This window comes from Alcaligenes faecalis (assembly GCF_041521385.1).
In the GTDB taxonomy this organism is placed as follows: domain Bacteria; phylum Pseudomonadota; class Gammaproteobacteria; order Burkholderiales; family Burkholderiaceae_B; genus Alcaligenes; species Alcaligenes faecalis_E.
Window position 1 is genome coordinate 2,751,153 of sequence record NZ_CP168006.1, and the last position, 19,608, is coordinate 2,770,760.

At 56.3% G+C, this 19,608-nt stretch carries 16 protein-coding genes and 1 tRNA gene; 9 read left to right on the forward strand and 8 right to left on the reverse strand.

The window, feature by feature from the left end:
- Positions 1-138 precede the first annotated feature (138 nt).
- Complete coding sequence (gene ppc, locus ACDI13_RS12325) at positions 139-2,973, reverse strand: phosphoenolpyruvate carboxylase (RefSeq protein WP_316990172.1); 2,835 nt, start codon at positions 2,971-2,973, stop codon at positions 139-141.
- Positions 2,974-3,136: 163 nt separating this feature from the next.
- Between ppc and ilvD the strand changes: the two genes are divergently transcribed.
- Positions 3,137-4,996, forward strand: a complete 1,860-nt coding sequence (gene ilvD / locus ACDI13_RS12330; protein WP_316990171.1) for a dihydroxy-acid dehydratase — start codon at positions 3,137-3,139, stop codon at positions 4,994-4,996.
- 302 nt (positions 4,997-5,298) lie between these two features.
- On the opposite strand, the gene ACDI13_RS12335 is transcribed toward ilvD, so the two are convergent.
- Positions 5,299-5,913, reverse strand: a complete 615-nt coding sequence (locus ACDI13_RS12335) for a hypothetical protein (RefSeq protein WP_316990170.1) — start codon at positions 5,911-5,913, stop codon at positions 5,299-5,301.
- A 162-nt stretch (positions 5,914-6,075) separates the two neighbouring features.
- Entirely contained in the window at positions 6,076-8,151 is a 2,076-nt protein-coding gene (locus ACDI13_RS12340) for a TonB-dependent receptor (protein WP_316990169.1), read from the reverse strand.
- A gap of 335 nt (positions 8,152-8,486) precedes the next feature.
- Here ACDI13_RS12340 and nadE point away from each other — a divergent pair, with 335 nt between their 5' ends.
- Both nadE and ACDI13_RS12350 read left to right on the forward strand, forming a co-directional pair.
- Positions 8,487-9,314 carry an ammonia-dependent NAD(+) synthetase gene (nadE, locus tag ACDI13_RS12345; protein WP_316990168.1) on the forward strand — a complete coding sequence of 276 codons (828 nt, stop codon included), beginning with the start codon at positions 8,487-8,489 and terminating at the stop codon, positions 9,312-9,314.
- Between the two features lie 2 nt (positions 9,315-9,316).
- Positions 9,317-10,072 carry an IclR family transcriptional regulator gene (locus ACDI13_RS12350; protein ID WP_316990167.1) on the forward strand — a complete coding sequence of 252 codons (756 nt, stop codon included), beginning with the start codon at positions 9,317-9,319 and terminating at the stop codon, positions 10,070-10,072.
- An 8-nt stretch (positions 10,073-10,080) separates the two neighbouring features.
- Here ACDI13_RS12350 and ACDI13_RS12355 read toward each other — a convergent pair whose 3' ends face one another.
- The 4 genes from ACDI13_RS12355 to ACDI13_RS12370 all read right to left on the reverse strand — a co-directional run bounded on the left by ACDI13_RS12355 (position 10,081) and on the right by ACDI13_RS12370 (position 13,931).
- Positions 10,081-11,247, reverse strand: a complete 1,167-nt coding sequence (locus ACDI13_RS12355) for an acyl-CoA dehydrogenase family protein (RefSeq protein ID WP_316990166.1) — start codon at positions 11,245-11,247, stop codon at positions 10,081-10,083.
- The gene (locus tag ACDI13_RS12360; RefSeq protein WP_316990165.1) at positions 11,244-12,473 is read right to left on the reverse strand and encodes a CoA transferase; all 1,230 of its coding nucleotides are present in this window, start codon (positions 12,471-12,473) and stop codon (positions 11,244-11,246) included. The genes ACDI13_RS12355 and ACDI13_RS12360 overlap by 4 nt, the downstream gene beginning before the upstream one ends.
- Before the next feature lie 17 nt (positions 12,474-12,490).
- Entirely contained in the window at positions 12,491-13,489 is a 999-nt protein-coding gene (locus ACDI13_RS12365; protein ID WP_372372467.1) for a Bug family tripartite tricarboxylate transporter substrate binding protein, read from the reverse strand.
- Between the two features lie 61 nt (positions 13,490-13,550).
- A complete protein-coding gene (locus tag ACDI13_RS12370) occupies positions 13,551-13,931 on the reverse strand; it encodes a cupin domain-containing protein (protein WP_316990164.1) in 381 nt (126 codons plus the stop codon).
- Positions 13,932-14,315: 384 nt separating this feature from the next.
- Here ACDI13_RS12370 and ACDI13_RS12375 point away from each other — a divergent pair, with 384 nt between their 5' ends.
- The 6 genes from ACDI13_RS12375 to ACDI13_RS12400 all read left to right on the forward strand — a co-directional run bounded on the left by ACDI13_RS12375 (position 14,316) and on the right by ACDI13_RS12400 (position 18,992).
- A complete protein-coding gene (locus tag ACDI13_RS12375; protein WP_094195494.1) occupies positions 14,316-15,380 on the forward strand; it encodes an AI-2E family transporter in 1,065 nt (354 codons plus the stop codon).
- Between the two features lie 308 nt (positions 15,381-15,688).
- A tRNA-Leu gene (locus ACDI13_RS12380) sits at positions 15,689-15,773 on the forward strand.
- Between the two features lie 159 nt (positions 15,774-15,932).
- Positions 15,933-16,358: a hypothetical protein gene (locus ACDI13_RS12385; RefSeq protein WP_316990163.1), complete on the forward strand. Its 426-nt coding sequence runs from the start codon at positions 15,933-15,935 to the stop codon at positions 16,356-16,358.
- Between the two features lie 2 nt (positions 16,359-16,360).
- The gene (locus tag ACDI13_RS12390) at positions 16,361-16,663 is read left to right on the forward strand and encodes a hypothetical protein (protein WP_316990162.1); all 303 of its coding nucleotides are present in this window, start codon (positions 16,361-16,363) and stop codon (positions 16,661-16,663) included.
- Between the two features lie 171 nt (positions 16,664-16,834).
- Positions 16,835-17,302: a helix-turn-helix domain-containing protein gene (locus ACDI13_RS12395; protein WP_372372468.1), complete on the forward strand. Its 468-nt coding sequence runs from the start codon at positions 16,835-16,837 to the stop codon at positions 17,300-17,302.
- Positions 17,303-17,360: 58 nt separating this feature from the next.
- Positions 17,361-18,992: a DNA cytosine methyltransferase gene (locus tag ACDI13_RS12400; protein WP_316990160.1), complete on the forward strand. Its 1,632-nt coding sequence runs from the start codon at positions 17,361-17,363 to the stop codon at positions 18,990-18,992.
- On the opposite strand, the gene ACDI13_RS12405 is transcribed toward ACDI13_RS12400, so the two are convergent.
- On the reverse strand, positions 18,962-19,423 hold the full coding sequence (locus ACDI13_RS12405; protein WP_316990159.1) for a very short patch repair endonuclease: 462 nt from the start codon (positions 19,421-19,423) through the stop codon (positions 18,962-18,964). The two genes, ACDI13_RS12400 and ACDI13_RS12405, sit on opposite strands and share 31 nt — an antisense overlap.
- Positions 19,424-19,608 lie beyond the last annotated feature (185 nt).

Here is a 19,608-nt window from a genome sequence, read left to right on the forward strand (position 1 = left end):
AAGCCAGAGGGCGTGACCCCGGTGGGATCACGCCTTTTTCAAAAAGCGTAGTAATGGCTTATTGTACCCTCCTAACTTCTTTTGGAAATTAGCTTATTTATAAAAGTAATTAATAGGGCTGGTTTCCTGCTATTTGCCTTAACCCGAGTTACGCAGGCCAGCCGCAATACCGTTAATCGTCAGGTGAATCACGTGTTGCTTGTTCACGCCGCTACGAGTAGGTTTGCTGGCTTTTTCACCTTGACGGCGATGGCGGCGCAGCAGCTCCACCTGCAAGTGGTTCAGGGGATCAATGTAGGCAAAGCGTTCGGCCAGGGCATCCTGCAAAGCCTGATCGTGTGCCAGCAGTTCGTGGCCGGTGATTTCACGGAACAGTCGGTGTGTCAGCTCGAACTCGTCGCGGATTTGGGCAAAGATGCCTTCACGTAGTTCCTCGTCCTCGACCAGACCGGCATACTTCAGGCCAATATCCAGGTCAGTCTTGGCCAATACCTGTTCCATATTGGACAGCAGGGTACGGAAGAAGGCCCAGTCACGCGCCATGGTTTGCAGTTGGGCCAAGCGTTTGCTGCGGTTCAGGCCGTCATTGGGCAACCCTGACTCCAGATAGCGGCTCAAGGCCGTGCCCATGCCGTACCAGCCTGGAATAGGCAGGCGACATTGCGCCCAGGAAAAACTCCAGGGGATGGCGCGCAGGTCTTCAATGCTTTGTGTCGCCTTGCGTGACGAGGGACGCGAGCCGATATTCAGGCCGGCAATTTCCTTGATAGGGGTGGACTGAAAGAAGTACTGGTCAAAGTTGGGTGTCCCGTAGACCAACTGGCGATAGCTTTGATGTGCCTGCTCGGACATCCAGGCCATGGCCTGACCGTAGGCCGCCAAGTGTTCGTCGTCATTGGGTGAGCCTTTGCGTGAACCCAGGCTGGCTTCCAGCGTGGCGGCGACAAACAGCTCCAGATGCCAGCGGCCCACGTCTGCATCTTTGTAGCGGCCTTGAATCATCTCGCCTTGCTCGGTCAGGCGAATCTGGCCGTTCACGGTGCCGGGAGGTTGCGCCAGAATGGCGTCGAAACTGGAACCACCGCCTCGGCCTACTGAACCGCCTCGGCCATGGAACAGACGCAGGCGTACCTTGCGGCGCGAGAATACCTGTGCAAACTCACGCTCGGCTCGGTACAGCGTCCAGTTGGAAGTCAGGTAGCCACCGTCTTTATTACTGTCCGAATAGCCCAGCATCACTTCCTGTACGCTGTCGTGAGCATGACGCACGCGCTGGCGGATTTCAGGCATGTCCAGCCATTCCTGCATGATTTGCGGGCCACGCTCCAGGTCAGGGATGGTCTCGAACAGCGGCACCACCATCAAGCCCTGGTGTTCAGGCTCGTTAGAGTTGGGCACGATCAGGCCAGTTTCCTGCTGCAGTACCAACACTTCCAGCAAGTCGCTGAGCGTTTCGGTGTGCGACACAATGGTTTGTTCCAATGCGCGCGCACCGAAGCGGCGGCGGCATTCGGCGGCTTTGCGCAGAATGGACAGCTCTTTTTCGGTTTCTTCCGAGTAGCGATACCAGGGTGATACCAGAGGGCGATGGTGACGCAGCTCCGAACGTAGCAAGGTAATGCGGTCTTCTTCGGACAACTGGCGGTAACTGACGGGCTCATCCTTGTACAGTGTGCCCGCCACGCGGAATAGCTCGTCCAGCACACGTTCATGCACATCAGAGCTTTGGCGCAGGTCCAGAGTGGCCAGATGAAAGCCAAACACTTCTACGGCCTGAATCAACGCATTCAAACGCAGGCCGGCAATGGCACCGCCTTTGTTTTCCGCCAGCGAGTCCGCGATGATTTGCAAATCGGCCTTGAATTCCTGTGGGCTGGCGTAGGGCGTAGCATCGTAAGTGGGGCGATCAGCCAGATCACGGCCCAGCAAAGTTTGCGCCGTGGCTGCCATGCGGGCGTACAGATGAATAAAGCTGCGACGATAAGGCTCGTCTACACGGTGTGGCGAACGGTCCTGGCTGCTGGCCGACAAGGCCGCCAGGTCTTTGCTGACGCGGTTCAGCGCGTCGGATACGGAGATTTCTGTACCCAGCAGGCGGATCTGTTCCAGATAGTGTTGGAGCGCGCGTGTCGACTGGCGCAGCACCGCTTGTTCAACGGTTTCAGGGCCCACATTGGGGTTACCATCGCGGTCACCACCAATCCAACTGCCCATGCGCAAAAAGGCAGGCAAAGCGCGGGTTTTCTGATCCAGCAGGCTTTTCTTGCCGGGCTCCAGCAAACGGTCCAGGTCGTGGTAGAGCTGGGGAATCGTAGGCAGAAAAGTGGACCCGTAATAGGCCAGGGCGTTGTCGATTTCGTCCATCACGGTCAGCTTGTGATCGCGCAGCATGCGGGTTTGCCACAGCAGGGATACCAGGCCGGTCAGTTTTTCCTGCGTGCGGGCCGATTGTGTGGCGCTGGCCTTGTGATCCAAGCCGTTCAACTCATCGGCAATGGCCATATGAACGGCCAGCGTACTTTGGCGTTGAACTTCCGTGGGGTGGGCCGTCAGCACTGGCATCACACACGCTTCTTGCAGATAACGGCGTATTTTCTTGGCGCTCAGGCCCTGATCCATCAAGGTCTGAATGGCGTGTTGCAGGCTGCCCAGCAGTTTTTCCGGGTCCTGCTCTTCGCGGCGACGGTTTTGGTCGCGGTCCTCGGCAATATTGGACAGGTGCAGAAAGTAGGCAAAGGCGCGGGCCACCGAGCGGGCCTGCGCATCATTCAGCTTGGGAATGTCTTTTTCCAGAATCCGTGCTTGCTGCGGATCGTGTTCACGTCTGAAACTGACAGCGGCCCGGCGCAGGGCTTCAATCAGCGTGAAGGTCGCCTTTCCTTCGCTATCACGAATCACCTCTCCCAGGGCCTTGCCCAGAAAGCGGATGTCCTGTCTAAGCAGGTTGGAAAGGTCAGGCACGGCCTGCGGCATAATATATCTCCTGTGAACTAAGGGGTTTTGCTGCAAAGGATTCGGGGTGCCAGATCGGTAGTCGCCCGACGGTAAGACGCCTGCCCGACCTTGACGCGCACAAAGCGCCTTGGGACGTTTATGATAGGTATCTTTACATAATTTTCCTGTTCAGAGAGTAGTCATGCCCCAATATCGCTCCCGTACCTCGACCCACGGTCGTAATATGGCCGGCGCGCGTGCCCTGTGGCGCGCCACCGGTATGAAAGACGAGGATTTCTCCAAACCGATCATTGCGGTGGTGAACTCCTTTACGCAATTTGTACCGGGTCACGTACACCTGAAAGACATGGGCCAACTGGTTGCCCGTCAAATTGAAGCGGTCGGCGGTGTGGCGAAAGAGTTCAACACCATTGCGGTGGACGACGGTATTGCAATGGGCCACGGCGGCATGCTGTATTCCCTGCCTTCGCGCGAACTGATCGCCGACTCGGTGGAATACATGGTCAACGCCCACTGTGCGGATGCCATGGTGTGTATCTCCAACTGCGACAAAATCACCCCCGGTATGTTGATGGCCGCCATGCGCCTGAACATTCCTGTGGTGTTTGTGTCGGGTGGGCCGATGGAAGCGGGCAAGGTCTACTCGCCTGACGGCAAGACCGTGGTGCAAAAGCTGGATCTGGTCGATGCCATGATTCAAGCCGCTGACCCTAACGTGAGCGATGAACAGGCCGAAGCGGTTGAACGTAGTGCTTGCCCGACCTGTGGCTCCTGTTCGGGTATGTTTACTGCCAACTCCATGAACTGCTTGACCGAGGCGCTGGGCTTGTCCCTGCCCGGTAACGGCACCATTGTTGCCACCCATGCTCGTCGCCAAGGCTTGTTCGAGCGCGCGGGCAGCCTGATCGTGGATCTGGCCAAACGCTACTACGAGCAAGACGACGAATCCGTTTTGCCACGTAATATCGCCACCTTCCAGGCTTTTGAAAATGCCATGACCCTGGATGTGGCCATGGGCGGTTCCACCAACACCGTGCTGCACTTGCTGGCTGCGGCTCAGGAAGCCGGTGTGGAGTTTACGATGGCCGATATCGACAAGATTTCGCGCCGTGTGCCTTGCCTGTGTAAAGTGGCCCCCGCCACGCCTGAATTCCATATGGAAGATGTCCACCGCGCCGGCGGCATCATGGCCATTCTGGCTGAGCTGAGCCGTGCCAATCTGTTGAACCTGGATGTAGGCAACGTACACAGTGGCACCTTGCGTGAAGCGATCAAGCGTTGGGACATCAAGGGTGACAACGTGAAAGCCATTAGCGACTTCTATCGCGCGGCCCCCGGCGGTATTCCTACTCAAGTGGCGTTCAGCCAGGACCGTTATTACCAGGATCTGGATAGCGACCGCATGAAAGGCTGTATCCGCGACAAGGCCAATGCCTACTCGCAAGACGGCGGTTTGGCTGTGTTGTACGGCAATCTGGCCCTCAACGGTTGTATCGTGAAAACCGCGGGTGTGGACGAAAGCATTTTGACCTTCACTGGCACGGCTCGTGTTTACGAAAGCCAGGATGATTCCGTGGCCGCTATTCTGGACGGCGTGGTCAAGGCGGGCGATGTGGTCATCATTCGCTACGAAGGCCCCAAAGGTGGCCCTGGTATGCAGGAAATGCTGTACCCCACCTCCTACCTGAAATCCATGGGTCTGGGCAAAAGCTCGGCCTTGTTTACTGATGGTCGTTTCTCCGGTGGCTCGTCTGGTCTGGTGATTGGTCATGCTTCGCCTGAAGCGGCCGAGGGTGGCAACATCGCCCTGGTGCAAGATGGCGACACTATCGAGATTGATATCCCCAACCGTCGTATCCACTTGGCCATCAGCGATGAAGAGTTGGCGGCGCGCCGTGCGGAAATGGAATCGCGTGGTTCCAAAGCCTGGAAGCCAGTGAACCGTGAGCGTGTTGTGTCTCAAGCCCTGAAAGCCTATGCCGCCTTGGCGACGTCGGCTGATCGTGGCGCTGTGCGTGACGTGTCGCAGTTGGATCGTTAAGCATTAGTTCTGTTGTTGCCCCCTGCTTTAGGCAGGGGGAGTCAGAGAGCCAGTTCAATCTCAACAAAGCGGCTTTGTGACAGGCTTGCTGGATTGACAATGCCGCAATGCCGCAATGCGTCATGTGATGCGCTTGCCGAATTGATAACTGGCCTTCCGCCGTGCGAACCTTGTCTATCCGAAGATCAAACAGCAGTTTTGTGGGGGTGCCGTTGTACAGATGGCGTGAAACGCAGTCATCGCTGCCGTATTACCTGGAACAGCACATGTCGGGCAGGCATGTGCGGTTCGACCACAAAGGTTCAGAGATCCCGGATTTGAATCAGGGCAGGATCTTCTGCATGCTCCAAGAGCATGCGTTTGACACGATCCTGCCACAGGTCGGCGAAGCGTCCGCGATCCTGTTCGGGCAGGGTGCCTGCGATGGCCATGGGGAGTAGTTCCTGCATCTGTGGACGAAAAGGGACCGCCTCGATGTTAAATGACAGACCGATGGTCTTGCCGGTATCGCATCGGCGCATGGTCAGGAAATCATCGATTTCCTGGTCGTAGGCCAGCAGATTCTGGCGCGCGAAGTGTCGGCCCTTACCCATGCCGTGAAAGCCGGTCTCGCCTGCGGCACCGGTGATCAGGGTCAGTACCGCGCCGGTAACCCCTGTGGTCCCCTCGGTGCCTTTGTTACGGATAGCGATCTGGATATCACCGCGTACCGGTATATCTGTGCCATACAGGCGCGTGAGCCCCTGTCGTGCCAACAGGTAGGCGCTGGCCACCACGGCGCAGGAGTGGCCCGCCATTTTGACCGCATCCAGATAGGAGTACTGAATGGTGCCGTGTGTGGCCGCGCCCAGAAACTCCGCTAGCGGGTCACGCATGACGATGACTGGTACCAGGGAAAAGAAATCGGGATGCTGCATGACGGGCTCCTTTGTCGTCTTTGGTCCGTGCGCCCTGGCCGTCGCAGGCAGAAGGGCGGCCCCTTCTAGTCCGGCGGTCGCGAGGACGGCTAGTGTGTGTCGTTTCGATAATAGGGTTTTCATCAAGGTTTCCTTGATCGGAGCAGGGATATTTCAGGGGCTTCACAACCTCCAGCTCACGCGCAGGCCCACCTCCCGAGGTGGGCTGTAGATGGTGACCAGGCCATTCAGGAAGCCGACCGAGTCATAGCGCCGGTTGGTGACGTTGTTGGCGTAGACGGTCAGTTCCACATCCTTGAGCAGGTAGCCGGCGCTCAGGTCGATAATGCCAAATCCGTTGCGCGAATACGCATTGGCAGCGTCCAGATAGACCTTGCTTGCGCCGTGCAACCGTGCCTGGGCGTACCAGCCGTGCTTGTCCTGGTAGCGTAGGCCGGCATAGCCGCTGATGCGGGGCGAGAAAGCGTTGTCGTTGCCGTCGTAGTTGTGGGCGCCGTCCTGGAATTTGCGAAATGTGCTGCGATTCAGCGCCAGGCCTGCTTGCAGATTCCAGCCGGGCGCCAGTCGGTAGTCAAGGTCGAGCTCTGTGCCGATGGAGCGCCCGGTGGCCGCGTTGGTGATGAAGACCTGACCTGGCATCCCCATCTGCTGCACCTGCATTTGTCGGATGTCCATGGCGTATAGCGCGGCACTGTAGCGCAACGTTTCGTTCAGCGCGATGCCCTTGGCGCCGAATTCGAGTGCCCATACTTTTTCGGGCTCGTATTCGTGATAGGAGGGGGGGGCGAATGCGTTAAAGCCGCCGGCGCGATAACCTTCCGACAGGCTGGCATACAGGTTGGTGTTTGGGTTCACTGCATACTGTATGGCCAGCTTGGGGGAAACCTGCGTATAGGTGCGTGACTGCCGATCTTTGCCAGGCATGTCGAAGCTGATGCGGGTCTGCTCCACGCGCCCACCTGCGACCAATGACCAAGGGCCGGATAGTGGAATCGTCCAGTGTGTGAACAGTGCGGCAGTGCGCTGTTTCTGGAGTCCCTGGGTCAGGGTCAGGGCCATGGGTGTTTTCTGGCTGAAGGACAGGTCCTGCTTGTCGTTATCCAGGTACAACCCGGCCAGCCAGCGTGTCTGGCCCGCTGCACCTCCCTCCAGACGCAGTTCCTGTGACAGGGTGGTGAATTCGTGTCTGCGCCCGATGTGCATTATGTCGACCGGCTGGAAGTCAGTGTCTTGCTGTAGGTCGTCCACGTAGGTGTTATGCGCGGTGGTCGAGCGCAGACGGATATTGGAGTCGAATTGGTGCGTGACGTCTAGCGACCAGGCACGTGCCGTGGAGCGGTTCCAACCCTCGGTACCGGAGCGTATCTCGGTGCGTTCTGGTGAGGAGGGGGAGCCCCAGAGCGAGGCTTGATCGCGGTACTCATTTTGGGTGTAGCGCAGAACGGCGTCGGTGCGTGTCCCAGGTGTCCAGCGCAAGGCGAACCGGCCGCTGCGCCGTATCTGGCCACCGTCCTTCTGGTCTAGCCAGGTGTTTTCCAAGAAACCATCCTTGCGGCTGAAGGAGCCGGCAATGCCCAGAAACAACTGGTCCTGCACCAGAGGATGGCTGAGGTCAAAGCGCAGGGCGCGCCGTTTATGGTTGCCCGCCTCGGCGGAAATGAAGGCATACGGTGTGTTGTCGGGCTTGCGGGTTGTGATACTGATGACGCCCGCCTCAGCGTTGCGACCGTATAGCGTCGACTGTGGCCCCTTCAGGACTTCCACCTGTTCGACCCCGAGCAGTGGATCGTCGAAACCTTGTCCGCGCAGTGTGGCGACCCCATCAACGATGAGTGCGACTGAGGAAGAAAAGGAGGTTACGTTGGCATTCAGGCCGCGGATGATGGGGGGGGTGAGGCCGGATTGTCCCATGTGCTGGAAGCTCAGCCCGCTGACCATGCTTGTCAGTGTTTCCAGGCTTTGCGCACCTTCTTCTTCGAGTGTCAGCCCATCGACGACGGAGATGGATGCCGGTACGGTCAGGATATCTTCATCCTGCTTTTGCGCATGTACGATGATGGCGGGCAGACCGAGGGCCTGATGTGCTTCTGATGGCGTGTTGACCGCGGGCTGGTTCTGCAAAGTCTGCCCCAGTGCAGGAAGGCTCATCTGGAGGAGCGCTGTGCCGTATGCCGCCGTGATTGCGTGCAGGCGGATGTGTCTATGAGTGGGGCGGAGTCTGCGGGATGCGTGTTTCATCTCGTATGCGTTCCTTGTCTGCGGATGGGGGCGGGCCATCGTGGATCAGTATTCGGTACCTCTTGAAATAGTAGCGGCGAATGAGAATGCTTAATGTTCACATTCGTATGCGAAGCGGCATTATTCCTATGCGAGTCTCAAATTCGGTTCCAGGATGCTAATGGCGCGGTCTTGTTCCGAACGTTGCATGTCGAGGCATTCCCCATGATCAGGATGCGTCTGTTTGGCTTGTGGGCCGTGCTTACGCTACGAGTTGATCCTGCATGGAACCGCCAACTGTGCCGCTCGTCCCTTACAATCGAACTATTGTTCACTTTATGTAGAGAGCCTGCGCCATGACTGATGATCAACGCGCTTTGCAAGCCAGTATCCGTGCGGAATTGGACGTAAAGGATCATTTCGATGTTCAGCAAGAAATTGAACATCGCGTCCGCTTTTTAAGTGATTATCTGTTGCGTACTGGTTGCCGTAGCCTGGTTCTGGGGATTAGTGGTGGTGTGGACTCCCTGGCAACAGGGTGTCTGTCGCAGCGAGCCGTCGAGCAGGCGCGCGCGCAAGGTCATTCGGCGCAATTTATCGCGGTGCGTTTGCCTTACGGTGAGCAGGCGGATGAAAAGGACGCCCAAGATGGCCTGAAGGTCATCAATCCTGACCAGATTTTGGTTGTTAACGTCAAGCCCGCCTCTGATGCCATGATGGATCAACTGCTGGCCGGCGGCCTGACGTTCCGCGACGCGGCGCAACAGGATTTCCTGATGGGTAATATCAAAGCCCGTCAGCGTATGGTGGCGCAGTATGCGATTGCGGGGGCGAATGGGGGCTTGGTGGTTGGCACTGACCACGCTGCCGAAGCCTTGATGGGTTTTTTCACCAAGTTCGGTGATGGCGCGGCTGATATTACCCCCTTGGCGGGCTTGAATAAGCGACGCGTGCGCGCCCTGGCGACGGCAATGGGCGCATCCGACGCCCTGGTGTTCAAAGTTCCCACCGCTGATCTGGAAAGCCTCAGCCCCTTGAAACCTGACGAAGACGCTTTTGGTGTCAGCTATGATCAGATTGATGATTTTCTGGAGGGCAAGGTCATCGATGATGAAGCCACGCAGATCATCATCAAGACTTTCCGTGCTTCGGCCCATAAACGTGCGTTGCCGGTGGCGCCCTGACCATGAACGCCAAACCTGCCGAGAGCAATGTCAAAACGGCGTTGCGCGTCATTGAGATCATCGAGCTGTTTGCACGCGAGACGCGGCCATTAGCACTTTCTGAAATGGCCCGCTTGCTGGATGCGCCGGTGTCCAGTTGCCTGGCGCTGCTGCGTACCTTGTCTCGGCAGGGTTATATCTACGAGACGGGACGCAGGCAAGGTTATTACCCGACGGGCCGTTTGCTGGCGATGGCCCAGCGCATTTCTCAAGCAGACCCGATACTGGAAAAAGTTCGCCCCAGCCTGGAAGAATTGCGCGACACCACGCAGGAAACCGTGGTGTTCGGCAAGCTGGATTTGGATAAGAAAGTGGTCTATGTGGAGGTCATTTCTTCTCCGCACCCCATTCGCTATGTGGCGGTGGCCGGCACCCAGCGTCACGTGCATGCCAACTCCATTGGTAAAGCCTTACTGTCCCAGATGACACAGGAAGAACGTTCCCAGCTTTTGGGTGATGGGCCTTTGGAGGCCTTTACCAGCAAGACCTTGACCAGCCTGGACAGTTTGAATGCTGATCTGGAAACTGCGGCACAGCGTGGTTGGTACAGCAATATGGGTGAGTCCATGTCCGATGTGGGCGGTATTGCCTGGCCGATACGGATCTCGGGTGGGGTGTATGCCATCTCCATTGCAGGTCCTGTTTATCGTATTGAACAGAACCTGCAAAGTTACGCGGAGCGTCTGCGTGTAGCCTGCCGTTTTATTGAAGAGGCCTAGCAGGCGGCTTAATAGGACTTGGGCAGTCCCAGTACTTTTTCCGCGATATAGCACATGATTAACTGCGGGCTGACGGGAGCCAGTCGCGGAATAAAGCTTTCGCGCAGATAGCGTTCTACATGGTATTCCTTGGCATACCCCATGCCTCCCAGGGTTTGAATCGCAGTCTGACAGGACTGGAAACCGGCTTCGGCGGCCAGGTATTTGGCAGCGTTGGCGTACTCCCCGCAAGGCTTGCCTGCATCATACAAAGCCGCCGCTTTCAACGTGACCAGATCGGCGGCCTCCAACTGCATCCAGGCTTGAGCCAGCGGGTGTTGTATGCCTTGGTTCTGTCCGATTGGCCGCCCAAACACGTGTCGTTCTTTGGCGTAGAGGGTGGCCTTCTCCAGGGCGGCTCTACCCAAGCCTATGGCTTCGGAGGCGATCAAAATCCGCTCAGGGTTGAGCCCGTGCAACAAATAGCCAAAGCCTTTGCCTTCCTCGCCGATGCGGTCCTCGACAGGGATGCGCAGCCCGTCGATAAACAGCATGTTGGAGTCCACCGCGTTGCGCCCCATCTTGTCGATATGACGCACTTCGATAGTGCTGCGATCCAGGTCTGTATAGAACAGCGATAAGCCATCCGTTGGTTTGTTGACCTCTGATAGCGGGGTCGTGCGGGCCAGTAGCAGGATTTTGTTGGCCACTTGTGCCGTGGAAATCCAGATTTTGCGCCCATGGACCTGATAGTGATCACCCTGCAAAACGGCACGGGTTTCCAGCTTGCTGGTATCCAGTCCGGAGTTGGGTTCGGTGACGCCAAAGCAGGCTTTGTCCTTGCCTTGAATTAAGGGCGGCAGAAAGCGGGCGCGCTGCTCGTCGTTGCCAAATACCACGACCGGATTCAGACCAAAAATATTCATATGCACGGCAGAGGCCCCCGAGAACCCGGCGCCTGTACGGGAGATGGTGTGCATCATCAAGGCCGCTTCCATCATGCCCAAGCCCGCTCCGCCGTATTGTTCTGGCATGGCAATGCCTAACCAGCCACCGTCTGCCAAGGCTTGATGAAAGTCATGGGGGTAGACGCCGTCCTGGTCGCGGGCCAGCCAGTATTCGTCATCAAACTGCTGGCAAACGGCCTCAATAGCCTGGACCAAGGCGCGTTGATCTTCGCTTAATTCGATATTCATACAATCTGTTCTCGGGGTGAGGGGGAAACGCTGGCCAGCATGGCTTGTATGTCTTGTTCGCTGTAGCCCAGCTCTGCCAGAACCTGGGCGGTGTGTTCACCCAGACGGGGTGCATGGCGTCGAATGCTGAGCGGGGTGCGCGAATACTTGCCCAAGGGAGAGGGGGTGCAGATAGACCCCTCGGTCGGGTGATCCATATGCTGTAGATGGTTGACCGCTTGTAGATGCTCGTCATCAATTAGTTGTTCGATGGAGTACAAGGGGGCGGCCGGGATGTCGACCTGGCGCAAGGCATGGAGCCAATACGCCGTGTCCTTTTGCTTGATTTGCGAGGCCACAAAATCATAGACCTCGCCAATATGCATGGCACGGGCCGAGTGTGAGCTGAAACGCGGGTCCTGTTGCAGTTCGGGTTGGCCGATCAAGGAAAAAAAGTTGGTCCAATGCTTGTCGTTATAGATCAACAGCACCAGAAAGCCGTCACTGGTTTGATAGGGCTTGCGCTCTTTGGCCAGCAGACGAGCATAGCCGGTGGAACCTAGTGCTGGCTTAAAAGAATGGCCGCCCAAGTGGTCACCCAATACAAAATGCGCCATTGCCTCGAACATGGGGATTTCAATGGCCTGGCCTTGGCCACTTTGGCGAGCCTCAATGGCACCAGCCAGCACTGCTACGGCCACATGCAGACCCACGGTGCGGTCGCATAATGTCAAAGGCGTGTAGCGGGGAACATCACCGGATTGCTGCTGATAGAGATGCCCCAGCCCTGTCATGCCCTGGATCAGGTCATCGTAGGCGGGGCGTCCGGCGTAGGGGCCATCTTCCCCGAAACCATAAGCACCGACATACACAATGGCCGGGTTGGCAGCGGCGACGCGCTCGTAATCCAGGCCCAGACGTGCCATGGCAGCCGGGCGCAGATTGTAGAGCAGCACATCCGATTCCTGGATCAGTTGCAGGCAGGCTTCTTGACCGGCTGGGGTTTTCAAATCCAGCACCACAGATCGTTTATTGCGGTTCAGGTGCAGAAACAAGGCCCCCATCGCCGTGTTGCGCATTGGGCCGACGGCCCGCATGGTGTCCCCGCTGGGGGACTCCACCTTGATCACGTCGGCCCCCAGATCCGCCAGGATCTGGGTGGCAAAGGGCCCCATCACTACCGAGCTCAGATCCAGAATGCGGATACCGCTTAATGGCCCTACATTGTCCTTCTTGTGTTCTGTCATAGCAGGTGCCTGGGCAACTATTGAGGGCCAAGTTTGGCGTCGGTAATTAATTTGCCCCACAGCGTGTATTGCTCTTGAACAAATTGGGCAAACTCTTCAGGTGGGCCGCTGAAGGCATCGAACCCCAATTGGGCCAGTCGTTGGCGCACGGCGTCGTCCTGAATGACTTCATTAATCGTGCGGTTGAGCAATTGAACTCGTTCCGGGTCCATGCCTGCCGGACCGAAAAACCCATTCCAAGAGGTGATATCAAAGTCGGACAAACCGGCTTCTTCCATGGCTGGCAGATCCGGTAGCAGGGCGCTGCGCTTGGCCGTGGAGACGGCCAGAGCCTTGATACGGCCGCTATTGATAAAAGGTAGCCCGGAGGTGACATCGGTGAACATGAAGTCAACCTGTCCGGCCACCAGATCGGTTAATGCTTGAGGTGTACCTTTATAGGGAACGTGCAAGGCCTTCATGCCTGTCTGGAAATCCAGAGTGCCACCGGCCACGATACCGGTGCTATTGCCCGAGGCGTAGGTAATTTGACCTGGGTTGTCCTTGGCGTACTGCAGCATCTGCTCGACTGTGCTGTAAGGCCGTTCTGGATTGGTGACCAGAATAAACGGCAGGTTGCCACCACGAGCAATCGGGGTGAAGTCCTTTACCGGGTCGTAGGGAACGTTCTTCATTAGCCACGGTGCGGCTGAGTGGGACGTATTGGTGGTGACAAACAAGGTGTAGCCATCGGGGGCGGCACGTTTGACGTAGTTGGCCGCAATGGTGGCATTGGCACCGGGGCGGTTTTCCACAATGATGGTTTGCCCGACTCGTTTGCCAATCTCTTCTGCAAAAATTCGGCCTACGGCATCGGTGCCGGAACCGGCCGGAAAGGGCACGATCAGTGTAATGGGGCGATCAGGGTATTGAGCCAAGGCATTGCCGGTTAGCAGCAGCATGGCTGCACTGCCGGCCAGAATAGTCTTGAGGCGTGCGGGCAGGGATAGCAAACGGTTTTTTTTCTTGAAGGTCATGGGTGTCTCCTTGTGGTGGATGGGCTTGGTACGGTGAGCCAAGCTGGCAAACGCGCCTGGGTCAGCGAATGACCCGGTCGGGATGCTCTTCGTAAGGGGGGGAGTAAATCACCAGCAGTCGGGCTGGCTCGTCACTGGTCACGGTAAAGACATGCTTTTTGTCGGGGGGCAAGTAACAGCACTCGCCTGCTTTCATTTGGCCGCGTTCGCCATCAACTTCCACATCGGCTGTACCGCTGAGCAGATAGCAGACCTGCTCAATACCAGGGTGCGCATGGGGTAGGGCACCCTGATCTTTTTCAATGACGCCCAACAGCACTTCTACATGCTTGGCACCCACATTGGCCTGGCTGATCAAACGACGATTAACCGTGCCCGTGTGGTTGGCCGGCGAGTAGGGCAGCACATCGTCCGGGCTAACAATCCAAGATGGTTTTTTCATGTTTTAATTTCCTGTGTGAGAAAAATATTTTACGTATGTGAAAATTAAAAAAAACTGGGGTTTACCTGTGGGTGCAGTTCAAGCGGATCGGGATGGGGCACGCTAGCGGTATCCGCCAGCAGAAGGGCGTAAGATATAAACGCCCTGACCTGCCGAGTTCTGTTGAAATGGCAAGTAACAGGGAGCCTCACCAGAACCCGTGTTCTGAGAGGCCGCGGTCTAGTGCCCTTCCCCGTTTTGTAGAGTGCTGATTTTCTGGACTTAACAACTTGTCCAGCCTGCGCTTAGAAACGGGTATTCCTTGGGCGATGATCATGCTATTGTCAAAAAACTTTCGGGCACCGACCCATGCCCACCCAATAGACACGAGGGTCTCCATCGTTTATGCAACCCGTCTTACCCGCATTTTTAATTGCCCGCTGGCTATTACTGCTTTTGCTGGCCGCAGGCGTTTATTTCTTGAAGGGATTTCTGGTCCCCGTTCTGGCTGCGCTGATCATAGGACTGGCCGGCTGGCCCCTTTATAAACGACTGGTCGTACGCTGCAATGGCCGCCATGCCCTGGCGGCCACACTGGCACTGCTTGTCGTGATCGTGGTGCTGGTGGTGCCTTTATCACTAGCCCTGTCCTTTGCCATTCAGGAAGCCAGCAGCTTCATCACCTGGGCGCTAGCCGCCAACCGATACGGCACACCCACCCCGGAGTGGATTAAGGCCATGCCCTTAGTGGGCGAACGCCTGACAGACTATTGGCAGCTTTATCTGGGTGAACCCCACGCGCTGGGCGAACTGGTCGAGATGGTCAGCGGCCAGCATCTGGGCAATATCTACCGCATGGTCTTGTCCGCGACCGGCAACGTGTTCCACCTGCTGCTGACCGTGCTGTTCATGCTGATCACGCTGTTTTTCATCTTCAAGGATGGCGACCGCCTGCTGGTGCAGTTGGACATTGTGGGCGAGCGAATCTTGCCAGGCCGCTGGCAGCGATTCTCCCGTGTCGTGCCGGCTACGGTTAACTCCACCGTCACCGGGATGGGCTTGATCGCCTTGGGCGAGGGCGTTGTTCTGGGGATTGCTTATTGGATTGCAGGAGTTCCATCACCCGTCCTGCTGGGGGTGATCACCGGCTTCATGGCGCTGATTCCTGGTGGTGCCCCGCTGTCATTCACCATGGTGTCTTTGTATTTGATAGGCTCTGGTCACCTGGTTGCAGGCGTCAGCCTATTCCTGTGGGGCGCGATCGAGCTGTTCATCGTTGATAAAACCCTTCGACCACGACTGGTCGGCGGCCCGGTAAAACTGCCATTCCTGCCAACCTTCTTTGGCTTGGTGGGCGGCGTGCAAACAATGGGCATCGTAGGCTTGTTCATCGGCCCAGTCCTGATGGCCTTGCTGGTCGCTATCTGGCGCGAATGGATTCGTAACGGACAGGCAGTAGCAGGGGACTAGCCCCTGTATACAGAGCAAGAAATGAACAGGCCAGGGCAATGTACCTGGCCTGTTTTTTATTTGAGGTTCTGGCTGGAGTAGGGGCAGCAACGAGCGTGCTTTCTGCCCACCTAAAACGGCCCGCTATTGCTTAAGCAGTTGTGACAAAACAGCCGGAAAAGGTGGTGTCAGGCAGGTTTTAGACGACAATCTGTTCGGGCCCAGGCTAAATTTAAAAAAATAGCAGCAGCACTTGCCAAAACCCCCAGTAATCTGCGTATAATACTAATCTTTCCTTCCAAGCCTGGATTCCCAGGTTGCCATACCTAGCCCGGGTGGTGAAATTGGTAGACGCAGGGGACTCAAAATCCCCCGCCGCAAGGCGTGCCGGTTCGATTCCGGCCCCGGGCACCACTTAAAAATCCCTAGTGTTCACAAACACTTAGCGCGATTTAAGTCATAGCCCTATGTAGGGCAATCTAAAAAATTAGCTTATCTGTCTGATTGTCTGGGCGTTCTGTGCTCCAACGATTTGTCGTGTCCGGCTCTACGGCTCTACCCCGTAAGCGGGGGATGGTCATTCCCTCCAAAATCATGCTGACTGTCATGCTGGGTATCGGCCTCTTTTTCATCGCAATGCTGATGTTTCCGGTGACCACTGATCACCCGATTGCCACCATGCTTGAGATCCTGATCGTGACGCTCTTTTTGTTGCAGAGAGCATATGCGGCTGGAGCAGCCTTGGCTGGGGGCATCTCTTCGGCTGGCATCACTCTGCGAGATGTTGCCCAGGCTGCTGCATCGCCTGTGACTCATGGGCTAAACAGGCAAAGCACGAGGCGAGACCTGCAAAGTGGGCAAATGGTCCCGGCTGGTCGTCTGAACCATCTTGCCGCGGGGAACTCGATGCTTAATCCTGCCTACCGTCAGCACGTTATGGAACGGCTACAGAAAACACAATGGGGCCGCCAAGGTGGCACTGCGAGCAAAGGAGATTAGCGATGTTTACGATCAATGAGCACCACGCCCTGCTGCGTCTAATGCGGGTGTCGATGGGAGGCGTTCCTGATAGCAAACCCATTGCTCACTGGCTACAGCAATGGGATCGCATGAATGATCCAGCATCCTTAACTGCGTTGCAGGCTGATCTTGTCTTTAGCCGCGCTAGAGACGTTGAGGAAATAACTCTAGCTGCAAATCGCACTGGAGCCAAACCCTCTACTCTCGGTTGCCGTGAGTACGAAAACTTTATGGAGATCATTGCTCGCTCATACCCGTTACCAAGCCAGGAGTATGAACGCTAACAGGATTTGAGTCGTGTAGTGCCTGGAGCAACCCCCTTCGGGTTGCATACCGCGTCCGACCTTGCCGGACAGGCTGCGGGGGTGGAATGGAGACTGTTATTTCGTTTATTTCGTTTTTCTCCGTTTCGGCATAGAATGTAACTTTGTATAGTCGAAGCACTAAAATTCAGAATGAATGTCCCAATGCAGCTCTTCCAGAATCGGCCCGATGTATGGGAGGTTCAGATGGCCATCCACGGGCAGCGTGTTCTTGCTTCCTGTCTTTCGGGGCGGAGCAAGACCAGGCGGATTCAGGTCTTCGGTGACGGTGATGGGGTATACGAGATGGAGCTGTCTACCTCGACATTGCGTCTTGTGGAAGAAATATTGCTTGAAATAGCCAACGGAAGAGCAGTCCGGATCGTGCCTGTGCATGCTGAGCTGACTACGCAGGAAGCTGCTGATCTGCTTAATGTATCGAGGCCTCACATGGTGAAGCTGCTGGAGGATGGGGAATTGCCATTTCATCGCACTGGCAAGCATCGGCGCATCCGCTTGGATGATCTGATGCGGTTCAAGGAAACAAGAGAGAAGGACAGCGAAAAGGCCATGGAGGAATTGAGCGATCAGGCCCAGAGGCTGGGGATGAGATGCGAATGACATTTCATATCGCCCAATCTTCGGAGTGTGCACTCAACAATGAATGCATGGAAGGTAGATGATGCCTGTTCCGATAATCGATCTGTTTGCAGGGCCGGGAGGGCTTGGTGAGGGGTTCGCCTCATTGAGGGGGCACAGGCAACAGCCGTTCTTCGAGATCGCTCTTTCCATCGAGAAGACCGCAGTTGCGCATCGCACCCTGACATTGAGGGCAGTGTTCAGACGCCTGCGTGGCACGAAGGACATCCGGCATTACTACAGCTACGTGCAAGGTAAGATTGACGAGTCTGAATTCCGCGCACTCCCGGCTGTAGAAAGCGCCTTCGAGCATGCCTCAAAAGAAGCAAGGTGTCTGGAACTTGGCAAGTCAGATGAGGCCGCCATCGATGCCGAGATACGGGCCGCACTGAAAGGTCAGGAAACCTGGGTGCTTATCGGTGGCCCGCCGTGTCAAGCGTATTCCCTTGCTGGCCGCTCCCGTCGGGCGAACGACAAGAATTTTCACAAGGATGAAAAGCACTTCCTCTACAAGGAGTACCTGCGGATCATTCAAGTGCACAAGCCAGCGATCTTCGTGATGGAGAACGTCAAGGGGCTGCTCTCGTCGAAGCACTTCGGCAATCCGATGTTCGAGAAGATCATCTCCGACCTGTCCTCGCCAGAGGAAGGTCTTGAGTATGAGATCCGCTCCTTCACGAAGGCCGGCAACAGCGATTCTCTGGAGCCTGCTGACTATCTCATTCATTCGGAACGCTATGGTATACCTCAAAGCAGACAGCGCGTGATTCTGCTTGGCGTTAGAAAAGGGCTTGGCATTCCCCAGCACAGACTGTTGACTCCCGTTGCAAGCCCCACAACTGTCAGCCAGGCAATTGACGACCTGCCGAAGATCAGAAGCCGGTTGTCCAGGGACGACTCGCTCGACGCGTGGCGAAAGGCTGTCCTGGCTGCTCCAGCCTACGTCAAGGGATGGAAAACGGAAAACGAGTCCACCCTGATCAACTTGATGCGAGACTTTGCAGCCTCGGCGACCAGTGTCACAACGGGTGGTGCCTTTATTGAGAAGGAATACAAAAGGACAAGGAATCAGACAGAACTTCAGAAGTGGCTGCTTGATCGAAGCCTTGGTGGAGTATGTCAGCATGAAGCGAGATCGCACATGGCTACCGATCTGGCGCGATATCTTTTTTCGGCCACTTTTGCGCATTCGCAGGGATATTCGCCAAGGCTGAATATTTTTCCTCCGAAGCTTCTACCTGACCATATCAATGTCCATGTTCTGGGCGAAAACCAGCCCATGCCATTCAATGATCGCTTCAGGGTTCAGTGCAGAAATGAACCGGCAACCACTGTGGTTGCTCACATTGCCAAGGATGGCCACTATTACATTCATTACGACCCTTCGCAGTGCAGGAGTCTCACTGTCAGGGAAGCTGCGCGTCTGCAGACTTTTCCAGACAACTATTTCTTTGCTGGCAACCGCACCGAACAGTACACCCAAGTCGGGAATGCCGTTCCCCCCTTGCTGGCCCGAAAACTCGCCGAAGTCGTGCGCAGCATTCTGAACAGAATGACTCGGGAGAAGCGAAAACAGGAAGGTGTTCACTGGTGCCAGGAAGAGCTGGAAAGCCAGCGTCATCACCTTCCTGCGAAGCGTGGTCAGATGCCGCTGCTTGCGGAGGTCGATTGACCGACCACCAAGACAGGAGCATTGCCATGCAGCCACTCCTCAACCATACATGCAGTTTTTACAGGCGAATGCTTCAGTGCGCACTCCCAGACAATGGCCACCCGCCAGTTGAGAGCTTTGAGGGCATCCATGTGTCGTCTGTCGCGTTCGATGTTTCCCTGGAATTTCCGTCTCCAGAAGTTGCCATTCGTTCGCGGCGTGGTCGTGTATCGGCAACCGTCATGTCGATGCCAGAAACAGCCATGGACGAATACCAAAGCCCTGTACTTCGGGAACACCATGTCAGGGGAGCCCGGCAGTTTCCTGACATGAAGTCTATACCGGAATCCTCTGGAGAAAAGAATAGTGCGGAGAGTGCGTTCCGGCCAAGTGTTCTTTCCTCTGATGCTCGACATCATGCGGCTGCGCTGCGGAGTCGTTGGTACACGCATGATCTGGATCGAGTGATATCAGGGTGTGCGAAAAAAGAGGCGTATCGAAGAAGGCCGATTCGTTGAATGAAAAAAAGCCGCTGTATATGCTCAGAAGCTTAGCACGTTGCTGACAGCGGAGCACGTTGAAGGGGGAGTATCGATATGGCGAGGGAATGTAGACATCCACCAAGTGCAGCATGCCT

What these genes read in the sequence shown, in the direction of transcription:
- ACDI13_RS12395 (WP_372372468.1), top strand. Translation starts at nt 16,835, where the DNA reads ATGAATGTCCCAATGCAGCTCTTCCAGAATCGGCCCGATGTATGGGAG.
- ACDI13_RS12360 (WP_316990165.1), bottom strand. Translation starts at nt 12,473, where the DNA reads ATGACAGAACACAAGAAGGACAATGTAGGGCCATTAAGCGGTATCCGC.
- ACDI13_RS12400 (WP_316990160.1), top strand. Translation starts at nt 17,361, where the DNA reads ATGATGCCTGTTCCGATAATCGATCTGTTTGCAGGGCCGGGAGGGCTT.
- ACDI13_RS12355 (WP_316990166.1), bottom strand. Translation starts at nt 11,247, where the DNA reads ATGAATATCGAATTAAGCGAAGATCAACGCGCCTTGGTCCAGGCTATT.
- ACDI13_RS12370 (WP_316990164.1), bottom strand. Translation starts at nt 13,931, where the DNA reads ATGAAAAAACCATCTTGGATTGTTAGCCCGGACGATGTGCTGCCCTAC.
- ACDI13_RS12385 (WP_316990163.1), top strand. Translation starts at nt 15,933, where the DNA reads ATGGTCATTCCCTCCAAAATCATGCTGACTGTCATGCTGGGTATCGGC.
- ACDI13_RS12340 (WP_316990169.1), bottom strand. Translation starts at nt 8,151, where the DNA reads ATGAAACACGCATCCCGCAGACTCCGCCCCACTCATAGACACATCCGC.
- ACDI13_RS12405 (WP_316990159.1), bottom strand. Translation starts at nt 19,423, where the DNA reads ATGCGTGTACCAACGACTCCGCAGCGCAGCCGCATGATGTCGAGCATC.
- ppc (WP_316990172.1), bottom strand. Translation starts at nt 2,973, where the DNA reads ATGCCGCAGGCCGTGCCTGACCTTTCCAACCTGCTTAGACAGGACATC.
- nadE (WP_316990168.1), top strand. Translation starts at nt 8,487, where the DNA reads ATGACTGATGATCAACGCGCTTTGCAAGCCAGTATCCGTGCGGAATTG.
- ilvD (WP_316990171.1), top strand. Translation starts at nt 3,137, where the DNA reads ATGCCCCAATATCGCTCCCGTACCTCGACCCACGGTCGTAATATGGCC.
- ACDI13_RS12335 (WP_316990170.1), bottom strand. Translation starts at nt 5,913, where the DNA reads ATGCAGCATCCCGATTTCTTTTCCCTGGTACCAGTCATCGTCATGCGT.
- ACDI13_RS12350 (WP_316990167.1), top strand. Translation starts at nt 9,317, where the DNA reads ATGAACGCCAAACCTGCCGAGAGCAATGTCAAAACGGCGTTGCGCGTC.
- ACDI13_RS12365 (WP_372372467.1), bottom strand. Translation starts at nt 13,489, where the DNA reads ATGACCTTCAAGAAAAAAAACCGTTTGCTATCCCTGCCCGCACGCCTC.
- ACDI13_RS12375 (WP_094195494.1), top strand. Translation starts at nt 14,316, where the DNA reads ATGCAACCCGTCTTACCCGCATTTTTAATTGCCCGCTGGCTATTACTG.
- ACDI13_RS12390 (WP_316990162.1), top strand. Translation starts at nt 16,361, where the DNA reads ATGTTTACGATCAATGAGCACCACGCCCTGCTGCGTCTAATGCGGGTG.